Genomic DNA, 19,125 nt, shown 5'->3' on the forward strand with positions numbered 1-19,125 from the left:
TCCAGCGTGCTTCGGGGGCATCAATGCAGGGGTCCGCCGATGCCGGCACCCGCATCGGGGCGACGGGGCTTGCCGCCTTCGGGCAGGGGTTGCGGCACCAGGATGCCCACCGTGAGCTGGTCATCGCCAAAGTACTTGGCAGCCACACGCTTGACGTCATCGGGCGTGATGGTGCGCAGCTGGGTCAGCAGCTGGTCTTCCGCATCCAGCGGCATGCCCTGTATCCAGTAATTGCCCAGGCTCTGGGCCTGGCCCATGACCGAATCGCGCTCGTAGACATTGGAGGCCATCCACTGCGTCTTCACGCGCTCCAGCTCGGCGGGCTCCACACCATCCTTGGCGACCTTGGCCACTTCGGCGCGCAACGCCGCCTCGACCTCGGCGGCGGTCTTGCCCGTGGCGGGCACGCCCGTCAGCATGAACAGGCCGGGGCCACGGCCCATGAGGGACATGGAGCTGCCCGCGCCGTCGGCCACGCGGCCTTCGCCCTGGACCAGGGCCCGCTCCAGGCGGGCGCCGTCATAGCCGTCCAGCACGGCCGACAGAACCAGCAGCGCCAGCGCATCCCGGTCATCGGCCTGCAGGTCGCTGACGCGCGTCAGCGAGGGCGCGCGGAAGGCCAGGGCCACCAGGGCCTGCTCGGCCGGCTGCTTGACCTCGATGCGGCGGATGCCGATCTGCGCGGGCTCGGTGCGCGGCTTGCGCACCGGCAGGGCGCGTGCGGGAATGCTGCCGTAGTACTTCTCGGCCCAGGCGCGGACCTTGGCCACGTCCACATCGCCGGCAATGACGATGGTGGCATTGCCGGGCACATACCAGCGGCCGTGGAAGTCGCGCACGTCGCCGGGCGTCAGCGCGTCCAGGTCGCTCATCCAGCCGATCACGGGGCGGTGGTAGGGCGAGGCCACGAAGGTCGCCGCCATCAACTGCTCCATGAGCACGGCGCGCGGCTGGTCCTCGGTGCGCATGCGGCGCTCTTCCTTGATGACCTCGATCTCTTTCTTGAACTCGCTGTCGGGCCAGTGGTTGTTGGCGAAGCGGTCGGATTCGAGCTTCATCACGTCTTCCAGGCGGCTCGACGGAATCTGCTGGTAGTAGCCCGTGTAGTCGCGGCTGGTGAAGGCGTTCTCCTGGCCGCCCAGCGCGGCCACGCGGCGCGAGAACTCGCCGGGAGCCACCTTGCGCGAGCCCTTGAACATCATGTGCTCGAGCGCGTGGGCCACGCCCGAGGTGCCATCGACCTCGTCCACGGAGCCCACGCGCACCCAGACCATGTGCACGGCCGTGGGCGCGCGCCGGTCGGGCTGCACGATGAGCTGCATGCCGTTCTTCAAGGTGAATTGCTGTGCCGAAGTGGCGGTGCGTGTGCCGCCGGCGGCCTGGCTGGCCACCGTCTGCAGCAGCGATGAAGGGATGGAAGAGGATGCATCCGGGGCTGCCAAAGCAGCCCCGGTGCCCATGCAGGCCATTAAGCCCAAGAGGGTGAGTGCATGTTTCATAGAATGCTGTGATTCTAAGAACCTGCCGATGTTCAGTTTTTTCAAGAAAAAGCCCACCCCCTCCGCCGCCGAGATTTCCCCGACGGACAGCAGCGCCGCGCCTGAAAAGGCCGGCATTCCCGCAACCCCACCGCAGGACAGCCCCCCTGCCCTGCCACCGGCCGCGCCTGCAGCGCCGGCCTCCGACACCGGCAGTGCCTGGTGGCGCAAGCCCTTTGGCGGCGGCAAGGGCGATGCCGCGCCCCCCGAGACCCCGCCTGCCCCAGCTGCTGCACCCGCGTCCACCATCGCGCCTGCGGACTTCATTGCCGCGCCCGAGCCCACGGCCAAGCCCGAGGCCGAAGGTGCCAGCCGCCAGAACTGGATGCAGCGCCTCAAGACCGGCCTGCGCAAGACCGGCAGCAGCATTGCCACGGTCTTCACGGGCACGCAGATCAACGATGCGCTGTACGAGGAACTGGAAGACGCCCTGCTGATGGCCGACACCGGCGTCAAGGCCACCGAGCACCTGCTCGCCGACCTGCGCCGCCGCGTCAAGGAGGCCAAGGCCACCGACCCCGCCGCCGTCAAGGCGCTGCTGGCCGATGCCCTGGCCGACCTGCTGCGCCCGCTGGAAAAGCCGCTGGTCATCGGCGAGCACCAGCCCACCGTGATCATGGTGGCGGGCGTCAACGGCGCGGGCAAGACCACCTCCATCGGCAAGCTGACCCGCCACCTGGCCGACGAAGGCCAGAGCGTGCTGCTGGCCGCCGCCGACACCTTCCGCGCCGCCGCGCGCGAGCAGCTTGGCGTCTGGGCCAACCGCAACACGGTGGAGATCGTCAGCCAGGAAGGGGGCGATCCTGCGGCCGTGAGCTTTGACGCCGTCACCGCCGGCCGCGCGCGCAAGAAGGATGTGGTGCTGGTGGACACGGCAGGCCGCCTGCCCACCCAGCTGCACCTGATGGAAGAGCTGCGCAAGATCCGCCGCGTGGTCAGCAAGGCCGACGCCACGGCGCCCCATGAGGTGCTGCTGGTCATCGACGGCAACACCGGCCAGAACGCGCTGGCCCAGGTGCGCGCCTTTGACGATGCGCTGCAGCTCACGGGCCTGATCGTCACAAAGCTCGACGGCACGGCCAAGGGCGGCGTGCTGGCTGCCATTGCCCAGGAACGGCCGATCCCCGTGTACTTCATCGGCGTGGGCGAAAAGGTCGAGGACCTGGAAACCTTCAACGCCCGGGAATTCGCGCAGGCGCTGCTGTCCTGACAATCTGTTCAGAGTTTTCTCGAAAGGCGCCACAGGAAGGCGGAATGGATGAATTGCGAGCTGGCGCTCAAGCCGCTCTCCGGCTCATCCATTGGGGAGTGACCGCTCAACGAAGAGCTCTCCAGCCTCAACCTCTGACGCACTCAACCGCCTCGGGACTGATCAGGCCAGGCCCTACCGGGTTAGCTCATGTGACTTGCCGCAAAAGCCCAGTAACTTCGCCACAGCCGACAGCGTGGGCGCGGCAAAGACCAGAAAGGGCATGCCCTTCAATCACCGAAGCAGCCTCTCATCGTCACGGGGCAATTGACGAATCTCTTCGGCCAGTCAAAGCAGCACTTCCGCCAGTGCTCGGTAGCACCGACAAGCCCGTCCTTGCTTCGGACGGTCAGAAATCCTAGCTCTTCCTCACTGACGCCGGCTGGCAGGCCTTGCGGTGCACCACCGCACTCAACTCTGGCCTCCGATGTGGAGAACGCATTTTTCCCGTCGCTCCAGCTTTGCGTGCGGGTGAGCGCACGGCCCATGCCTCGGCAAGCGCACCAACTTTGTTGAGTGCCCACACTCTGAGTAGCGTGTGCGAAAACTCGGCAACAGACTCTTCAGTGCGACCTGCCTTCGATATGCCAACTACGGCGTGTGCCGCGCATCATTCCAAGCATATTCTCCCGCTCTGCTACCCCCACTTTTCGGGCTCGTAAAAGCACACAAGAGTTTTAAACCAGCCGATTAGGCTACTTGCTGGCTGCGGATGGCAAATTCAGGCCAATTTATGTGGCTTGCAAACCAATCAGAGACAAACCATCGATGGCGGAGATGGCTTGGTCACTGTCTTCCTGCTGCCTTCCCCACCAGATGCCTCTCAATTTTTCACACCCTTCCATATCTTGACCCAAGATTGTATGTTGGTATACCATCACTCAATTCGCAAGAAAGTCCAACAGACATGAAACGGCAAGCCTCTAAAGCAGGTACAGACACAGACAGACATAGGAATTCCGCGAGGCAGTATGGCCGTAGAGCGTGTGAATCCAACGCTCCGACAGCTGGCACTTGAGCAATTGAAGCGCGCCATTGTGGAAGGCCAACTTCCACCTGGATCACGTTTGGTAGAACGCAAGCTGTGCGATCTCCTTGATGTGAGCAGAACGATAGTTCGTGAAACCCTGGGGCAATTGGAGGCAGAAGGGTGGATCACAAAGGAGCCCTATAAAGGCCCGATAGTCGCCGTTATCGATGAAGACGGCATTCGCCAGATCTTTGAAATGCGTGCAGCCGTTGAAGGCTATGTGGCGGCACTGTGCGCAGAGCGAGCCACCATAGAGCAAATCGAGCGCCTGGATGTCACAGTGAAAGCGATGAATGAAGCGCAGATTTCGGGCGATGTCGGGGCTCAGATCGAGACCATCGAAGAGTTCTACGAAGTTCTCCTGGATGCAGCCCAAAATTCGCTGATGGCAAGTTATCTTTCTTCACAAAGGAGCCGCCTCGCACGCCTGCGGAGACTCTCACTTTCTCACAGCTCACGGGCCTCAGAAAGCACAGAAGAAAAACGCGGCATCCTCGCCGCCATCCGCAATCGCGACCCAAAGAAGGCCCAGGCCCTTGCCGAGCAGCATATCTGGAATTCTTCGAAAAGCCTGCTGGCGGCTATACGCAGGGACCTATGAAATCGCTCTTTCAAAATTGGTACGCAAGATAAGCCACCATCTATAGTCATGCTATTTTTAGATAGCATCAGATAATAAAGACCCCGCATCATCTTTTTATAGCAAGCACACTCATGCTTGCTTTTGAGAAAAAGCAATTCTTTCCCCGAATTGCTTACTAGAAGTGCGCACTCTGCAAATCAACTTCAATATCTCCACATTTAAGAAAAATCATCTTAAGCGTATTTTCGAGTCAATCTACAGCCAAAAAATCTATCGCGACTGAGACACAGCCCGCAATCACCCAGACAAAATAAACGATTTCCAAAGAAATATCGCCAAATCACAACGTGGAGGATAATGACATGAAAACGGCAATGCTTGTTGGAGCAGGCGCAGAAATTGGTTCAAATTTACTGCTCTTGAACAATCCGGAAAAAGACGGTTTTGCAATTACAACAGTACTAACAAACACACCACCTGTTCACAAAAACTATCCCCACCTCCGGCCAATTGATGGAATTATTGCGCGCCTCGCCCTCGCTCAACCTGGAGCACATGCGCTTGTACAGGCAATCGATGAAAAAACACTGAAAATTGGATCCAGGGAAGTCAAATTCGAGTTCTGTGATCTGCGCAAAGAGTTTCCAACAATATCAACCTCCTTTGATATAGCTTTTCTCGCGACGAGCAAAGCAGACATTTCTGCAGAAAGCGCTGTAGTCTCGTGGCTTAAAAGAAAATGTCACACGATTCTAGGAGTTGCGGAAGCAAATGATCTCCCAAGTATATATACCTGTCTTGCAGATCTTTCACCCTCAGATCTGCCAACCGCAAAAACCAGAGTAATTACTGATGGTGTTTATTGTCTTGGTTCATGCCAAACCAATGGCATGCATGCGTCTCTTCGTATAGTTATAGATACGCTGCGAACACTTGGCCTTACAGCCCAGAGCATCCTCGCAGTGGAGACGGACATCATCCACCCGGATACTCCCAACGGAGTTCTAGGCACCCGTTCCTTCGAAGGCAGGGATCAAGATGCACGGAACAATTTACGCCCTAGCTTCTCTCAAATCACCCAAAGCCAAACCAAGGTTATGCCTTGGGCACCTCTCGTAAATACCATCTCCCTGCGAGCGCCGGTCCATGCGCCAGGTTTTCAGATAAATCGATTCATCGTTCAGGATCGAGGCTTGATGACCCGCGAGGCTGTTGAAGCATCAATCGATAATTTATTTGATAGATATAGATACATCGCGCAAGGAACCACGATGCCACTCGGAAGCAGAGCCTATGCACACGACCATCGATGCGCCACTATTCTTACTGACCCTCACCATTTACTGCTATCTCGACCCAGCTATTTGGAGCCACAAGGACTTTCTCAACTAACAATTCAATCCTTTGTCAACAATACCGTAGGCTACTCCAGCCTCGCTATTTCAGCTGCACGCAACATCGCATTAGGTCTTTCCAGCACCATTTTCTAAGGAATGTGAAATGACAAGCTCGCACAGCGTCGATATTCTTGATTCGGGATTCGTTTTTAAAACAGCCAATACAGCCGAGTTCAATGAGAAGCTCAAAACAGAAGTCCAACAGATTCAAGCTCTTCACGGAATTTATCCCAAACTGATGGTGCCAGTTCTTCACACAGGATTGGTTGGAGGTCGTCATTTTTATATTCTTGAAAAGAAGTCTGGTGCATCTCTGGCAAGCCTTGTATTCGATGCAACAAAATCCATAGAATATAAAAACCAAATCATAAAACATGCCCTGGACAGCATAAAGACAGCAGTGAAAATTGAATGCAGTCAACCAATAGAGTCAACGTATCAACTACACCAAAAGATTCGCTACGAATGGGATTCCTTAAAACAATTGCACAGCCTGTTTGACAAACCTGTAATTATTGAGGGAAAGATTATTATCCCAAGTGGTCGTGCCGTGGTAGAAAGGGCTCTTGCTTATGCCGAGGAAGAAATTTTCCTGGCGAGCAGCACAAGTGCACACTGCAATTTTCACTTTGGCAATGTTCTCTACGACGAGACTTTGAATGAAATCAGCTTCATCGATCCGGATGGTTCTGTTCAAGGCATCGACCCTTACTTTGGATTTTCGCGTTTCGCATTTTCCTTCTGGCATGAGCTGGCGGCCGAGATTCGCGATAGCATCAACATCGTTCCACTTGAGAAAAGCGTACTATTTCTCACGAAGCATGATCAGCATCGGCAGATGCTGGATCAAATACCGGTAATTCGTAGCATTCATGAAATATCCAATTGGATTGGCGAAGAAAATTACCGTAAATTCTACGCATTGACCACATACTGCTTTCTCCGCAGCATGCGGATAAATGGAAGCAAGGACACCTGGATGATGCCGAGCTCTCCTCGCGCAGGCACCCCGGAAGAAACGCTCTACGCAGGCCTCATGTTCTATCTCGAGTCTCTGTCTTCAACCGTTCAATAAATCTTCAACAGAGCAAAATTTCTCTAATCAGCAAATGAGCATTGCTGCGCATTACCAAATAATCCACAGCAATGTAAAAATTTACTCTACGCCCCATTTACCCATACCTCCTCCATATTCATGCTTGAATCCATTCAAGGTTTTTCTTGGTTATGGGTTCCCATAACCCTGTTCGCCGCTCTCGCTCAAACGGTACGAAACACAGCGCAGCGCAGCCTGACACAGGAGCTGGGCGCGCTATCGGCCACGCTGGTGCGTTTTCTGTATGGCCTACCTTTTGCCATGTTGTGGCTGGCACTGCTGTATCTGGTACCAGCAAAGCCATACGCTGTACCTTCGATCACGCCGATTTACCTTGGCTGGATTGCATTGGGCGCTTTTTTCCAATTGGCTGGAACAGTCGCTTTGCTGCTAGCGATGAAGGAGCGCAACTTTGCCGTGGCTGTCACTCTGACAAAGACAGAGGTGCTGCAGCTAGCTCTGTTCGCATCGGTTTTTCTCCATGAACTTCCAACACCGCTGGCGTTGGCCGCAATGATCGTAGCCACAATCGGCATGCTGCTGCTGTCCCTGCCGCCACGCGACCAGTTGCTCTCACTGTCCGCCTGGCTCAACCGATCGGCACTTTATGGCCTGGCTTGCGGCTCCTGCTTTGCAGTTGCAACAGTAGGATTTCGAGGAGGGTCGCTGGCACTTGGCGCCGAAACGGCATGGTTATCTGGCGCCTGGGGCGTGCTGATCGCACAGTCGATGCAAACCGTCGGCATGGGACTTTGGATTCAGTTGCGCACAGCTCAAGGTCTGGCACCTATTTTTCGAGCTTGGCGCATCTCGCTCCTCGCCGGTTGCATGGGTGCAGCCGCTTCAATTGCCTGGTTCACGGCCTACGCCATGCAAGGAGCATCGCCTGTGCGCACCTTGGGAATGATCGAGGTCGTTTTCAGCTACCTGGTTTCGCGCCGCGTGTTCAGCGAAAGCTTCAGTCGAGCAGAGAAGATCGGCATGGGCCTGATGCTGTTGGGTCTGGTGGTGACTTGCCTACAGGCCTGACATGCGATGGCAGCAAGACCTGCTCGTGGCGCTGTCGTCCTGCGGCTCGGCATCGACTGCATCAGCTCCCCTGTTGATGCGCTTTGACCCATTCTCTGGAGTGGACTTACGGGAGCGCGCTGCGCTCCTTTTTTCATGGGCATGCGAGCGCAGCGAAGGCCCAGGCATGCAGGCAAGGGTTTTCCCTTGATTCGAATCAAGCCGCAGGTTTTATGCTTTGCATTGATTTATAAGAAGAACGTTGTTTTACACAAGAAACAATCAATAGTCCTCAGGCATTTCTTTTGCTTGTACCTGCCTTGCCTTGTTCCCCGGAGTTCCCCATGAAAGCCCCCACCTTGCTCGGCGCTGCCGCCCTGCTGGCCGCAGCCGCATGCCAGAGCGCCCTGGCCCAGGATGCCGCCGCGCAGCAGCAACTGGCCGCCAAGCCTTTCACCATCGTCGCGCCCTTTCCGCCCGGCGGCCCGGTCGATGCGCTGGCCCGCCTGCTGTCCACGGGATTGGCCGAGCGCTACAAGCAGACCTCGGTAGTGGAGAACAAGCCCGGGGCCAACGGCAATATCGGCATCGACATGGTCAAGCGTGCCGCGCCGGACGGCCATACGCTGCTGGTCGTGCCCCAGGGCAACCTGACCATCAATCCCACGCTGCTGACCAGGCCCGGCTACAGCGTGGAGGCGGACTTCGCGCCCGTGGCCTCGCTGGCCAAGGCGGCCAATGTGATCGCCGTGCACCCTGGCGTGCCCGCCAAAACGGTGCAGGAGCTGGTGGCCCTGTCCAAGACCAGGCCGGCCACCATCAGCTATGCCTCGCCCGGCGTGGGCTCCAGCCTGCATCTGGCCGGTGAACTGTTCAAGCAGCAGACCGGCGCCGACATCCTGCACGTGGCCTACAAGGGCACGGCGCCCGGCCTCAACGATGTGCTGGGCGGCACGGTGCCAATGATCGTGGGCAATGTGCCCGCGCTGCTGCCGCATGTGCAGTCGGGCAAGCTGCGTGCGCTGGCCGTGACCGACCCGGCCCGCAGCAAGTACCTGCCCGAGGTGCCCACGCTGGCCCAGGCGGGCGTGCCGGGCATTGCCATCTCGTCCTGGTACGGCGTGATGGCGCCAAAGAAGACGCCGCCGGCCGTGCTCAAGCAGCTGGAAAAGGATATTCAGGAGATCTTCAACACGCCGGCCGTGGTCAGGCAGCTGGACCTGCAGGGGATCGAACCGTGGGTGGTCACGGGCAGCGCCTTCGGCGAGCTGATCCGCAAGGAGACAGCGACCTGGGTGCCCGTGATCAAGGCCGCCAACGTCACGCCGCAGTGATGCGGGGCGCGGCGGCCATGTCTGCAGCGTCAGCCACGTCCCGGGTCGAGACCTGGGAGCGCAGCCACTGCGCATAGTCGGCCATGCAGCGCTCGGTGCGCATGGTGATCTGCGGCACGCTGTAGCTGTGGCCGGCGCGCAGCAGCCGGGCCAGGCGCTCCAGCACGTCGGGCAGGGTCTTGCAGACCAGCCGCCACTCGGGCGTGGCGTGCATCTCGCCCTCCCACACGTAGTGCGAGGTGATGGGCTCCACCTGCACGCAGGCCGCGGCCTGCTGCTGCACCAGGCTGCGCGCCAGATGGGCGGCCTCCTCGGCGCTGGGGACGGTGGTGGCCACCACGCACAGCGTGGACCAGGGCGAGGCGGGGTTCTTGGCGGAAGTCATGGAGGCGTAGTCTACGGTTGCGCGCTGCAGGCCGGTACTGGCCCTTGCGGCGTCAGGCCATCAGCCCCTTTTGCCGCGCCTGCAGCCGCGCCAGGCCCAGCAGCGCATCCGTGAAGGGCGTATCCACGCCGCACAGCTGGCCCATTTCGCGCACCGCGCCCACCAGGGCGTCGAGTTCCACGGGCTTGCCCGCTTCCACGTCCTGCAGCATGGAGGTCTTGAAGGCGCCCAGCTTGAGCGTGACCGCATGGCGGTCTTCGGGCGATTCGTTGATGGGCAGGCCGATGCGCGCGCCGATCTCCTTGGCCTCCAGCATCACGCGCGTGATCAGGCCGCGCACCAGCTCGTCGCCCAGGATGCGGTCCGAGGTGGCGCCCGTCAGCGCGCTGACGGGGTTGACGGTCATGTTGCCCCACAGCTTGTACCAGGCGTCGCGCTGGATATTGTCGGAGACCTTGGCCTCGATGCCGCCACGCTGCAGCAGTTGGGCCAGTGCCGCCAGGCGCGGCGTGGGCGGCTGGCCGGGCCCTGTGGCCAGGGGCTCGCCCAGGATGAGGCTGTTGCCGAAGTGGCGGCGCACCACGCCGGGCCCATCGTTGGAGCAGCTGGCATGGACCACCGAGCCCAGCACCTGGCCCAGCGGGATGGCTTGCGCAATGCGGCCGTCGGGGTCCACGGCTTTCAGCTGCTTGCCGCGCACGCTGGCATCGACACCGCCTTGCAGAAACCACCAGGGCACGCCGTTCATGGCCGTGAGCACCACGGTCTGCGGGCCGATCAGCGGGGCGATGCGCTCGGCCACATCAGGCATGCCCGGCGCCTTGACGGAGATGATGACCAGGTCCTGCACGCCCAGGGCGGCCGGGTCCTGTTCGGCACGCAGCGCGAAGTGCTCGCGCTGCTCGCCGTGCACCAGGGTCAGGCCCTGGGTGCGCAGGGCCTGCAGTGCAGCGCCGCGCGCCACGGCGCTGAGCTGGCAGCCGGCGCGGGCCAGGGCCGCGCCCATCCAGCCGCCGATGGCACCGGCGCCGAAGATGCAGGCCTTGTCGAATGAAATGCTTGTCTGTTCCATGGTCATGCGCGGGAAGCTCCGGGTTCAAAGATCGAGATAGCTGCTGTCACGCCGGTTCACGCGGCGCACCAGGTGGTCGAACACATCGCGGGCACCGCCGTGGCTGTCGTTGAAGGTCAGCGAGTCCTCGTTGCAGCGCTGGGCCATGGCATCGGAGACCATGCGCGGCGCACCCATGGACAGGGTGGCCATCTGCACGTCGCAGGCACGCTGCAGCGTCCACAGCACCACGAAGGCCTGGGGCAGGTCGCTGCCCCAGCTGAGCAGGCCATGGTTGCGCAGGATCACGGCCTTGCGGCGGCCGATGCTGGCCAGCAGGCGCGGCCCTTCGTCGGCATGGATGGTGATGCCCTCGAAGTCATGGTAGGCCACCATGCCGTGCAGCTGGGCACTGTAGAAGTTGCTTTGCGACAGGCCCTGCTCCAGGCAGGCCACGCCCATGCCCGATGTGGTGTGCGTGTGCATCACGCAGTGCGCGCCCGGCAGTCCGTCGTGGATGGCCGCATGCACCACGAAGCCAGCCGGATTCACCGGATGCCGCGAGCCGTCCAGCACCTCGCCGCGCACATTGATGCGCACCAGGTTGCTGGCCGTGACCTCTTCGTAGTGCAGGCCGAAGGGGTTGATCAGGAACTGCTTTTCACCGCCCGTCACGCTGTCGGGCAGGCGCACCGTGATGTGGTTGTAGATCAGCTCGTCCCAGCCCAGCATGGCGAAGACGCGGTAGCAGGCGGCCAGTTCGATGCGGGCGGCCCGCTCATCAGGGTGCATGGAGCAATTCATGGTGTGGCTCGTGGGGTGGGTTCTGAGGTGGGTCTTGAGATGGGTTGTGCAGTGGCTTGTGGGTAAATCAGGCATCCAGCCCCAGGTCCAACGCCTGGGAGGCACGGCCCAGCTTGTCCAGGATGCGGTCCAGCATGGCGCGCTCATCGGCCGTCAGGGCATTGAGCAGGGCCGCCTGGTAGGGGCGGGCGCGGGACAGCACCTCGTCGAAGAGCGCCTGCCCTGCTTCGCTCAGCTGCAGCAGGTGGCGGCGCGCGTGCTGCGGATCGGCGCGGCGCAGCACCCAGCCCCGGTCGATCAGCGGCTGCAGCGCGCGGCTGATCTGGGCCTTGTCCATCAGGCTCAGGCGCGACAGCGCGCTGGCATGCAGCTCGCCATGGCGCTGGATCTGGCCCATGAGCCGCCACTCGGTCAGCCCCACGGGCGATGCCGGTGCGATGTAGTGGCGCGTCACCTGGGTCTGCAGCGCATTGGACAGCGCGCCCAGGCGGAAGGTGATGAAGTCCTCCAGCGCCAGCGTCTGGCTGCAGACCTGCGTGTCCGGTGCAGGGCCGCTGGCGGCATCGGCGGCAGGGATCGTGGATGTGCGTGGGCGGGGCATTGGGCGGAGGGAACCGGGCGGCGATGGCGATTGCGATGGCCGCATGATCCACCAATGTTGACATATCAACATTGGTGGCAACCCTGAGAGCCCTGGCGGCCTGCAGGCCGCCCGCAGGCGCAGGGTGAAACCCGTGCGCCCGCGCCGCGCTCAACGCTTGAGCAGTTCGTTGGAGGGCAGTGTCTCATCCAGCAGCTTGCGGGCCGTCTCCACGCCCGCCACGGGCAGCAGCGCCGGGTCCAGCAGGCCCACCTGCACCAGCACGCTGGCCTGGTCCCAGTAGATGTGCTCGTGGTAGAGCTTGTCGCCCCGGAACTTGACCACGGCCAGCAGCGGGATCTCCACGCGCCGTCCCGTGGGCCGCACGCCGGGCAGCATCCACGGGATCTCGGTGGTGTGCGTGAAGCAGAACAGCATCTCGTCCACCACCTGCGAGGCGCCCACGGTGCGTGAAATCGGGGTCAGCGACGTGTCGGGCGGATTGCTGTTGACGAAGTGGTTCGTATAGAAGGCGTGCAGGTTCCTGAAGCCCACGCCGCCGGTCATGGTCGGGATGTGGTTCACATAGGGCTCGGCCACCATGGTGGCCATGGTGTCGTCCACGTTGCGCGTGGCGAACTCGTACTCGCAGTGCTTGTCCCACAGCGCGGCCAGGTCGAAATGCGGGCCGATGGCGGACTTGAGCGTGGCAATGCTGCGCTCGTGCGCCATCAGGGCCGAGGCGCGGTGGAAATGGTCGCCGCCCTTGCGCGCGAAGGCATGGTCCACGCCCGGATAGACATGCACGGCCACGCCGGGACGCCCGCCCAGCGCCTGGACGATGCGCTGGCGCGCCTCGGGCGGGCAGAAGGCGTCGAGCTCGGCCACATGCAGGGTGAGCGGGCAGCGGATGCGCTCGGCCTCGTCCAGCGCCGCCTCGATGCCCACGCCGTAGTAGCCGACCACCGCATCGGCATCGGTGCGGCAGGCGGCCAGGTAGGCCAGCTTGCCGCCCAGGCAAAAGCCCAGCACGCCGGCCTTGCCGTCCGTGACCTCGGGGCGCTGGCGCAGGGCGTTCAGGCAGGCCTGGATGTCCTGCACGCCCAGGGCCTCGTCGAATCCCTTGTAGAAGCCGAAGGCGCGCTCCCAGTCCGCCGGCGTGTAGCCCAGCTCCACATCGGGCTGCTGGCGCCAGAACAGGTCGGGCACCAGCACCACGTAGCCTTCTTCGGCGTAGTAGTCGGCCACCTCGCGCATGGTGGCGTTGACGCCGAAGATCTCCTGCGCCAGCACCAGGCCGGGGCCGCTGCCCGAGGCCGGCACGGCCAGGTAGGCGTTGAAGCTGCCGCTGCCGTCCAGCGCGTTGATGCGCACATGGCGGCTTGCCGGGGGTTCTTTCTGCTGCATGGGTCTGTCTCCGTTTCAAAGGGTGGGGAAAGCTGCGGTGCCGCTTTTTTCATGGCCCGTCATACGCATTCGGGGTGCCGCACCGTCACCTGATAGTAGCCCGCGTGAAAGGCCAGGGGCTCGCCGTCGAAGCGTTCGCAGCGCTCGACCTGGCCGATGAAGATGAGGTGGTCGCCGCCCTCGTATTGCCGGATGTTGCGGCAGACGAAGCGGGCCAGCACGCCATCGATCAGGGGCACGCCGGCCGGGCCTTCCGCGCAGTCCAGGCCGCCGAACTTGTCTTGCTGCGGCGTGGAAAAGCGCCGCGACAGAAGGTGCTGGCCCGCAGCCAGCACGTGGATGGCGAAATGGCTGGCTCCCTGGAAATCGCAGACGCTGGGCGCCTGGCGCGCCAGGCTCCACAGCACCAGCGGCGGGTCCAGCGAGACCGAGGAGAACGAGTTGGCCGTCATGCCCACGCGCCGCCCGTCCGGCGCGCGCGTGGTGATGACGGTCACGCCCGTGGTGAACTGGCCGAATGCCTTGCGCAGCTCGCGCGGATCGAAGGAGCAGGCCGGGGCGGCGGCCGGGGTGTCGCATGTGCTCATGGCGGCCTCTGCGGCTAGGCGGGGACGGCTGCCATGGCGGCGATGGCCGCGCAGCTGTCGATGTAGTGGTCCGCCTCGCCCGCGTCCGCGAACCAGGGGAAGAAGGTGCGCGGGTCATCGAAGCCGTTGGCAAAGGCGCTGGCCAGCGGTGCCAGCGTGCCCGCGCTGGCCAGCAGCTTGAGCACATGGGGTGGCGGTGGCGCCAGCAGCATGTTGGTCCACTGCGTGACCCATTGCGCATAGCCGAACCAGTAGCGGTCGAAGGTCTGCTGCATCCAGGCGGCGTCGAATGCGCCATTGCCGTCTCTATTGCCGTCGCCATGGCCGCGCGCCAGGATGCTGCGCAGATAGGTGTCGGCGCACTTGGCCGCGTTGTTGGAGCCCTGCCCTGTGATGGGGTCGTTGAGCACCACCACGTCGCCCATGCCCAGCACCTTGCGCCCCGACGGCAGCGTGGCCACGGGCTTGCGCACCGTGGGGGCGAAGCGGCCCGCGAGGATGCCGTTGTCATCGGTCAGCGCAATGTCGCGGCAGCGCTCGGCCTCCCAGGGCACGAAGGTGTCGAGGATCCAGCGGCTGCGCTCCAGGTGCTGCTCCGGTGTCTTCACATCGCCCCAGCAGTCCATGGGGCCGCCGGGCACGCCCTCGAACACCATGATCTCGCAGGGGCCCGTGGTCGTCAGCGCCGGGAACACGAAATACTCGCCCACGCCCGGCAGCAGGTTGAAGGACACGGCGGAGAACGGCTCGCGCGGCTTCATGCCCGTCACATAGGTCAGTGCCAGCGCACGCTGGGGCTGGTCGAAGCGCGAGCGGTGGGTATCGCGCTCGAACAGCCTCGATATCTCGCCCTTGCCGCTGGCGACCAGGGTCAGGTCATGGCTGCGCGTGCATTCCTCCAGCTCGGCGATGCCCGCATCCTTGAGCACCAGCTCGCCGCCCTGGCGGCGGAAGTCGTCCATCCATGCGGGGATCTTCAGGCGCTGGTCCACGGACTGCGCGCCCGCGTTCAGACGCGCCGCCCAGTCGATGGCCTTGTCGACCGCTTTCCCGCCGTGCTGCGCCGGATGCGGCACGCACAGGCCGATGCCCTCGACCACCGGGCATTCGCGCGACCAGTGGTCCAGGCCCAGGCCGCGCTCTATCTGCAGCGCGCTGTCGAACATGCACTGGCTGGACATGACCCGGCCCTGGGCGATGTCCTGCGCCGTGCGGTTGCTCAGTATCGTGACCTGATGGCCGGCGGCCAGCAGGCCCAGGCCCAGTTGCAGGCCCGACTGGCCGGCTCCGACGATGGCGATTTTCTTCATGGCTGTCTCCTTGCGGCTCCGTGTCCGTACTGCGTGCTAGTCCATCAATTGGGGAATGGCGGCCACGGCGCGCTCGGGCCCCATGGCGCCGTAGCCGCCGTCCACCGCGTAGTCGGCCCCGGTCACGAAGCTGGCATGGTCCGAGCACAGGAACAGCACCACCTGCGCCACCTCGTGCGGATCGCCCACGCGGCCCAGCAGGTGAAAGGGCGCGGCCACGCGGTCGGTCTTGGCGCGGTCGCCGCCACTGAGCCGGTCCATCACCGCCGACCAGGTCCAGCCCGGGCAGACGCTGTTGACGCGGATGCCATCGGCCGCCAGGTCCATGGCCATGCTGCGCGTGAGCTGCTTCATGGCCGCCTTGCTGGCCGGGTAGAGCCAGCGCCCCGTCTGCGCCGCTTCCGAAGAGATGCTGGTGAAGTTCACCACGGCCCCGCCACCGGCAGCCACCATGTGCGGGTGCACGGCCTGCAGCATGGCCACGGCGCTGGCGACGTTCACGTTGAACGAGGCCAGCCAGTCGGCACGCGGCGACTGCAGGCCTTCGTCTACATACGAGCAGGCCAGGTTGACCAGGATGTGCACGCCGCCGTGCCGGCTGCATGCCTGCTGAACGCAGGCGGCGACCTGGGCGTCGTCGGTGATGTCGGTGCGCACGAAAAGCGCGCCCTCGCCCAGCGCATCGGCCAGCACCTGGCCGTTGTCGGCATCGATGTCGGCAATGACCACCTTTACGCCGGCCGCGTGCAGCGCACGCACCACGCCGGCGCCTATCAGGGTGGAGCCGCCGGTGACGATGGCGCTTTTGCCTTCGAGTCCCTTGAACATGACGCTTGTTCTCCCGTGTGGATGCCAGGCCGGGCTGGCCTGTGCATCACACGTTACGGGGGGCCGGGCCGCGCAGGCATCCGGCAAGCGCAGGCGCTGTCCCTGGCGCGCAGAAATTGGCTCCCGGGGAATGGTCCGAATTGTGGGAGCGGGTGGTTTTTGCTACGTTCTGCCCAGCCTATGGAACACGCCATGCACACGCCGCTGCCGCTGCAGCGCTACCGGCTTTTCGAGAGCCACGACATGGACGAGGCCCGCGAAAGCGTGGCGCGCGTCTTCTGTCCGCATGGCCTGGGCATGCTGCGCCCGCGCGCCGAGCTGGACGCCTGCCACCACAGCGCGCCGCTTTCCCGCAACGTCAGCCTCAACTATGTGCAGTACGGTCCCGGCGTGCACATCGAGCCCGGCTACCTGCGGGACTTCTTCCTGCTGCAGATTCCCCTGCGCGGCAGTGCCGAGATCCGCTGCGGCGCGCAGCAGGTGGATGCCACGCCGCGCCTGGCCTCCCTGCCCTCGCCGACCGAGCCGCTGTGCATGCGCTGGGCCGACGACAGCCCGCACCTGATCGTGCGCATGGCCCGCCCGGCCCTGGTGGCGCGGCTGGAGGCGCTGCTGCAGGCGCCCGCAGGCCGGCCCCTGGTGTTCGATCTGGGCGTGCCGCTGGACCAGCCGGCGCTGGCACCGCTGGTGCATTTCATCGACTGCCTGCGGCACACGCTGGATGCGGGCAACGCCCTGCAGGCCACGCAGGCGCTGGCCCAGCATGCGGAGGAATACCTGCTGACCAGCCTGCTGATGTCGGCCACGCACAGCCACAGCCGCGCACTGGCCGGGGACAGCCGGCGCAGCCTGCTGCCGCGCGGCGTGCGCAAGGCGCAGGAGTACATGCAGGCCCATGCCGACCAGCCCCTGTCGCTGGCCGATGTCTGCCGCGAGGCTGGCTGCAGCGCGCGCACGCTGCAGGCCGCCTTCCGCCAGCACGCGGGCATGGGGCCCATGGATTTCCTGCGCCAGCTGCGGCTGGACCGGGTGCGCGCCGAACTCCAGGCAGCCAAGGGCCCGGGCGTCGCAGCCGGCTCCGGCGTGCGCGACGTGGCGCAGAAATACGGCTTCCTGCACCTGGGCCACTTCGCGGCCCAGTACCGCAGCCGCTTCGGCGAGCTCCCGTCCGAGACGGCGAGCCGCCGCGTGCAGGCCTGAGGGCCTGCCTTTGCCGTTTCAGCCCCGGCCCACGAAGGGCATCTTGGTGGCCATCACCGTGTGGAACAGCACATTGGCCTCCAACGGCAGGCTGGCCATGTAGAGCACGGACTGGCCCACCACATCCGCGTCGATCAGCGGCTCCACCGCGATCTCGCCATTGGCCTGGGGCACGCCCTTGGCCATGCGCGATGCCAGCTCGGTCATGGCATTGCCGATGTCGATCTGGCCCACGGCGATGTCGTAGGCACGGCCGTCGAGCGCAGCGGTCTTGGTCAGGCCCATGACGGCATGCTTGGTGGCCGTGTAGGCGCTGGAATTGGGGCGCGGCGCATGCGCGGAGATGGAGCCGTTGTTGATGATGCGGCCGCCGCGTGGCGACTGGTCGCGCATGGTGCGAAACGCCTGCTGCAGGCAATAGAACATGCCGTTGAGGTTGACATCGACCACCTCGCGCCACTGCTCGGGCGTCCAGTCCAGGAAGGAGCCGGGCGGATTGCCCCGGCCGGCGTTGTTGAACAGCAGGTCCACGCGACCGAAGCGCTGCACCGTGCGCGCGAACAGCTGCTCCACGGCAGCCGGATCGCTGACATCGGTGGCAATGCCCAGCATGCGCTCGCCCGCGCCGTACTTTGCCTGGGCCTCGGCGCAAGTCTCATCCAGCGGCGCCTGGCGGCGGCCTGCCACCACCACCTGGTAGCCCGCGCCCGCCAGGGCCAGCGCCACGGCCTTGCCCACGCCGGTTCCTCCGCCCGTGACCACGGCCGTCTTTGCGTTCTTCATCTCCATTGCTTGTCCATCCTGTAGTGCATGTGTTGCAGCCGCCGCCCGCGCACCGGTGGCGGGCGGCGCCGCTGCATTGTCGGCGACGCGCCGGGCCTGCGGACTGTGCCGCAGGCGACACCATCGCCGCACTGCGAACGAAGCTCAGGCAAAGCGCCAGGCAATGGAGCCCAGCGGCCCGTAGTCCACATGGAAGCTGTCGCCGGCCTGGGCCGTGACGGGCCGCGTGAACGAGCCGGCCAGCACCACCTGGCCTGCGTCCAGCTGCTCATCCCATTGCGCGAGCCGGTTGGCCAGCCAGGCCACGCCCGTGGCCGGATGGTTGAGCACGGCGGCCGCCACGCCGGACTCCTCGATCACGCCGTTGCGCTGCAGCAGCGCCGACACCCAGCGCAGATCCACCGCGTCGGGGCGCACGGGCCGCCCGCCCATGACGATGCCGGCATTGGCCGCGTTGTCGGCGATGGTGTCGCGCACCGTGCGCATGGCCTGGGTATCGCGGTCCTTCTGCTCGATGCGGGCGTCGATGATTTCCACGGCGGGCACCACCCAGTCGGTGGCGGCCAGCACATCGCACAGGGTGACGCCCGGCCCCTTGAGCGTGCGGCCCAGCACGAAGGCCAGCTCCACCTCCACGCGCGGAGCGATGAAGCGCGCAAAGGGAATGTCGCCGCCGGGCTCGAAGAACATGTCGTCCAGCAGGGTGCCGTAGTCGGGCTCGGTGATCTGCACGGCCTGCTGCATGGCACGCGAGGTCAGGCCGATCTTGTGGCCCCTGACCGTGCGGCCCTCGGCGCGCTTGAGCCGCATCCAGGCGCGCGAGATGGCGTAGCCATCCTGCACCGTCATGTCCGGATGGCGGCGGGAAAAGTGCCGGACCTGCACGCGGCTTTTTTCGCTGGCGTGCAGCTCGGCCGCCAAGCTGTCTATGGTGTGTTGCGCAAGCATGGGCGGC

At 63.8% G+C, this 19,125-nt stretch carries 18 protein-coding genes; 7 read left to right on the top strand and 11 right to left on the bottom strand.

Annotated elements, in window-relative coordinates:
• Positions 1 to 20: 20 nt before the first annotated feature.
• Positions 21 to 1,499 carry a M16 family metallopeptidase gene (locus tag AC57B5_RS13545; RefSeq protein ID WP_333905700.1) on the bottom strand — a complete coding sequence of 493 codons (1,479 nt, stop codon included), beginning with the start codon at positions 1,497 to 1,499 and terminating at the stop codon, positions 21 to 23.
• Positions 1,500 to 1,527: 28 nt separating this feature from the next.
• On the opposite strand from AC57B5_RS13545, the gene ftsY reads away from it, so the two are divergent.
• The 6 genes from ftsY (at position 1,528) to AC57B5_RS13575 (ending at position 9,235) form a co-directional block, all read left to right on the top strand.
• Complete coding sequence (ftsY, locus tag AC57B5_RS13550) at positions 1,528 to 2,748, top strand: signal recognition particle-docking protein FtsY (protein ID WP_496399726.1); 1,221 nt, start codon at positions 1,528 to 1,530, stop codon at positions 2,746 to 2,748.
• Positions 2,749 to 3,758: 1,010 nt separating this feature from the next.
• Complete coding sequence (locus AC57B5_RS13555) at positions 3,759 to 4,418, top strand: GntR family transcriptional regulator (protein WP_496399727.1); 660 nt, start codon at positions 3,759 to 3,761, stop codon at positions 4,416 to 4,418.
• A gap of 344 nt (positions 4,419 to 4,762) precedes the next feature.
• Positions 4,763 to 5,890 carry a hypothetical protein gene (locus tag AC57B5_RS13560; RefSeq protein ID WP_496399728.1) on the top strand — a complete coding sequence of 376 codons (1,128 nt, stop codon included), beginning with the start codon at positions 4,763 to 4,765 and terminating at the stop codon, positions 5,888 to 5,890.
• 10 nt (positions 5,891 to 5,900) lie between these two features.
• Positions 5,901 to 6,872, top strand: a complete 972-nt coding sequence (locus AC57B5_RS13565) for an aminoglycoside phosphotransferase family protein (protein WP_496399729.1) — start codon at positions 5,901 to 5,903, stop codon at positions 6,870 to 6,872.
• Between the two features lie 120 nt (positions 6,873 to 6,992).
• Complete coding sequence (locus tag AC57B5_RS13570) at positions 6,993 to 7,922, top strand: DMT family transporter (RefSeq protein WP_065346174.1); 930 nt, start codon at positions 6,993 to 6,995, stop codon at positions 7,920 to 7,922.
• A 323-nt stretch (positions 7,923 to 8,245) separates the two neighbouring features.
• Positions 8,246 to 9,235: a Bug family tripartite tricarboxylate transporter substrate binding protein gene (locus tag AC57B5_RS13575; RefSeq protein ID WP_496399730.1), complete on the top strand. Its 990-nt coding sequence runs from the start codon at positions 8,246 to 8,248 to the stop codon at positions 9,233 to 9,235.
• On the opposite strand, the gene cutA is transcribed toward AC57B5_RS13575, so the two are convergent.
• The 8 genes from cutA to AC57B5_RS13615 form a co-directional block, all read right to left on the bottom strand.
• The gene (gene cutA, locus AC57B5_RS13580; protein WP_065346176.1) at positions 9,222 to 9,620 is read right to left on the bottom strand and encodes a divalent-cation tolerance protein CutA; all 399 of its coding nucleotides are present in this window, start codon (positions 9,618 to 9,620) and stop codon (positions 9,222 to 9,224) included. The two genes, AC57B5_RS13575 and cutA, sit on opposite strands and share 14 nt — an antisense overlap.
• A 52-nt stretch (positions 9,621 to 9,672) precedes the next feature.
• On the bottom strand, positions 9,673 to 10,698 hold the full coding sequence (locus AC57B5_RS13585) for a 2-dehydropantoate 2-reductase (protein ID WP_496399731.1): 1,026 nt from the start codon (positions 10,696 to 10,698) through the stop codon (positions 9,673 to 9,675).
• Positions 10,699 to 10,716: 18 nt separating this feature from the next.
• Positions 10,717 to 11,550, bottom strand: a complete 834-nt coding sequence (locus AC57B5_RS13590) for a class II aldolase/adducin family protein (protein WP_269197365.1) — start codon at positions 11,548 to 11,550, stop codon at positions 10,717 to 10,719.
• Positions 11,543 to 12,076, bottom strand: coding sequence for a MarR family winged helix-turn-helix transcriptional regulator (locus tag AC57B5_RS13595; RefSeq protein ID WP_496399732.1), 534 nt, complete (start codon positions 12,074 to 12,076; stop codon positions 11,543 to 11,545). Before AC57B5_RS13595 ends, AC57B5_RS13590 begins: the two co-directional genes overlap by 8 nt.
• Positions 12,077 to 12,226: 150 nt before the next feature.
• Positions 12,227 to 13,462 (bottom strand): dienelactone hydrolase family protein, encoded by a 1,236-nt coding sequence (locus tag AC57B5_RS13600; protein ID WP_496399733.1) that lies wholly within the window; start codon positions 13,460 to 13,462, stop codon positions 12,227 to 12,229.
• Between the two features lie 59 nt (positions 13,463 to 13,521).
• Complete coding sequence (locus tag AC57B5_RS13605) at positions 13,522 to 14,049, bottom strand: flavin reductase family protein (RefSeq protein ID WP_496399734.1); 528 nt, start codon at positions 14,047 to 14,049, stop codon at positions 13,522 to 13,524.
• 14 nt (positions 14,050 to 14,063) lie between these two features.
• Positions 14,064 to 15,359, bottom strand: coding sequence for a styrene monooxygenase/indole monooxygenase family protein (locus AC57B5_RS13610; RefSeq protein ID WP_496399735.1), 1,296 nt, complete (start codon positions 15,357 to 15,359; stop codon positions 14,064 to 14,066).
• 36 nt (positions 15,360 to 15,395) lie between these two features.
• Complete coding sequence (locus tag AC57B5_RS13615; protein ID WP_012203717.1) at positions 15,396 to 16,187, bottom strand: SDR family oxidoreductase; 792 nt, start codon at positions 16,185 to 16,187, stop codon at positions 15,396 to 15,398.
• Between the two features lie 192 nt (positions 16,188 to 16,379).
• Between AC57B5_RS13615 and AC57B5_RS13620 the strand changes: the two genes are divergently transcribed.
• Positions 16,380 to 17,387 (top strand): AraC family transcriptional regulator, encoded by a 1,008-nt coding sequence (locus AC57B5_RS13620; protein WP_269197370.1) that lies wholly within the window; start codon positions 16,380 to 16,382, stop codon positions 17,385 to 17,387.
• 18 nt (positions 17,388 to 17,405) lie between these two features.
• Here the strand turns inward: AC57B5_RS13620 and AC57B5_RS13625 are convergent, their stop codons facing one another.
• Both AC57B5_RS13625 and hpaH read right to left on the bottom strand, forming a co-directional pair.
• Positions 17,406 to 18,176, bottom strand: coding sequence for an SDR family oxidoreductase (locus AC57B5_RS13625; protein ID WP_013803947.1), 771 nt, complete (start codon positions 18,174 to 18,176; stop codon positions 17,406 to 17,408).
• A gap of 138 nt (positions 18,177 to 18,314) precedes the next feature.
• The gene (gene hpaH / locus AC57B5_RS13630; protein ID WP_026062081.1) at positions 18,315 to 19,118 is read right to left on the bottom strand and encodes a 2-oxo-hept-4-ene-1,7-dioate hydratase; all 804 of its coding nucleotides are present in this window, start codon (positions 19,116 to 19,118) and stop codon (positions 18,315 to 18,317) included.
• Between the last annotated feature and the right edge of the window lie 7 nt (positions 19,119 to 19,125).

The organism is Delftia sp. BGA-UO-ETr-SB1 (assembly GCF_059567865.1).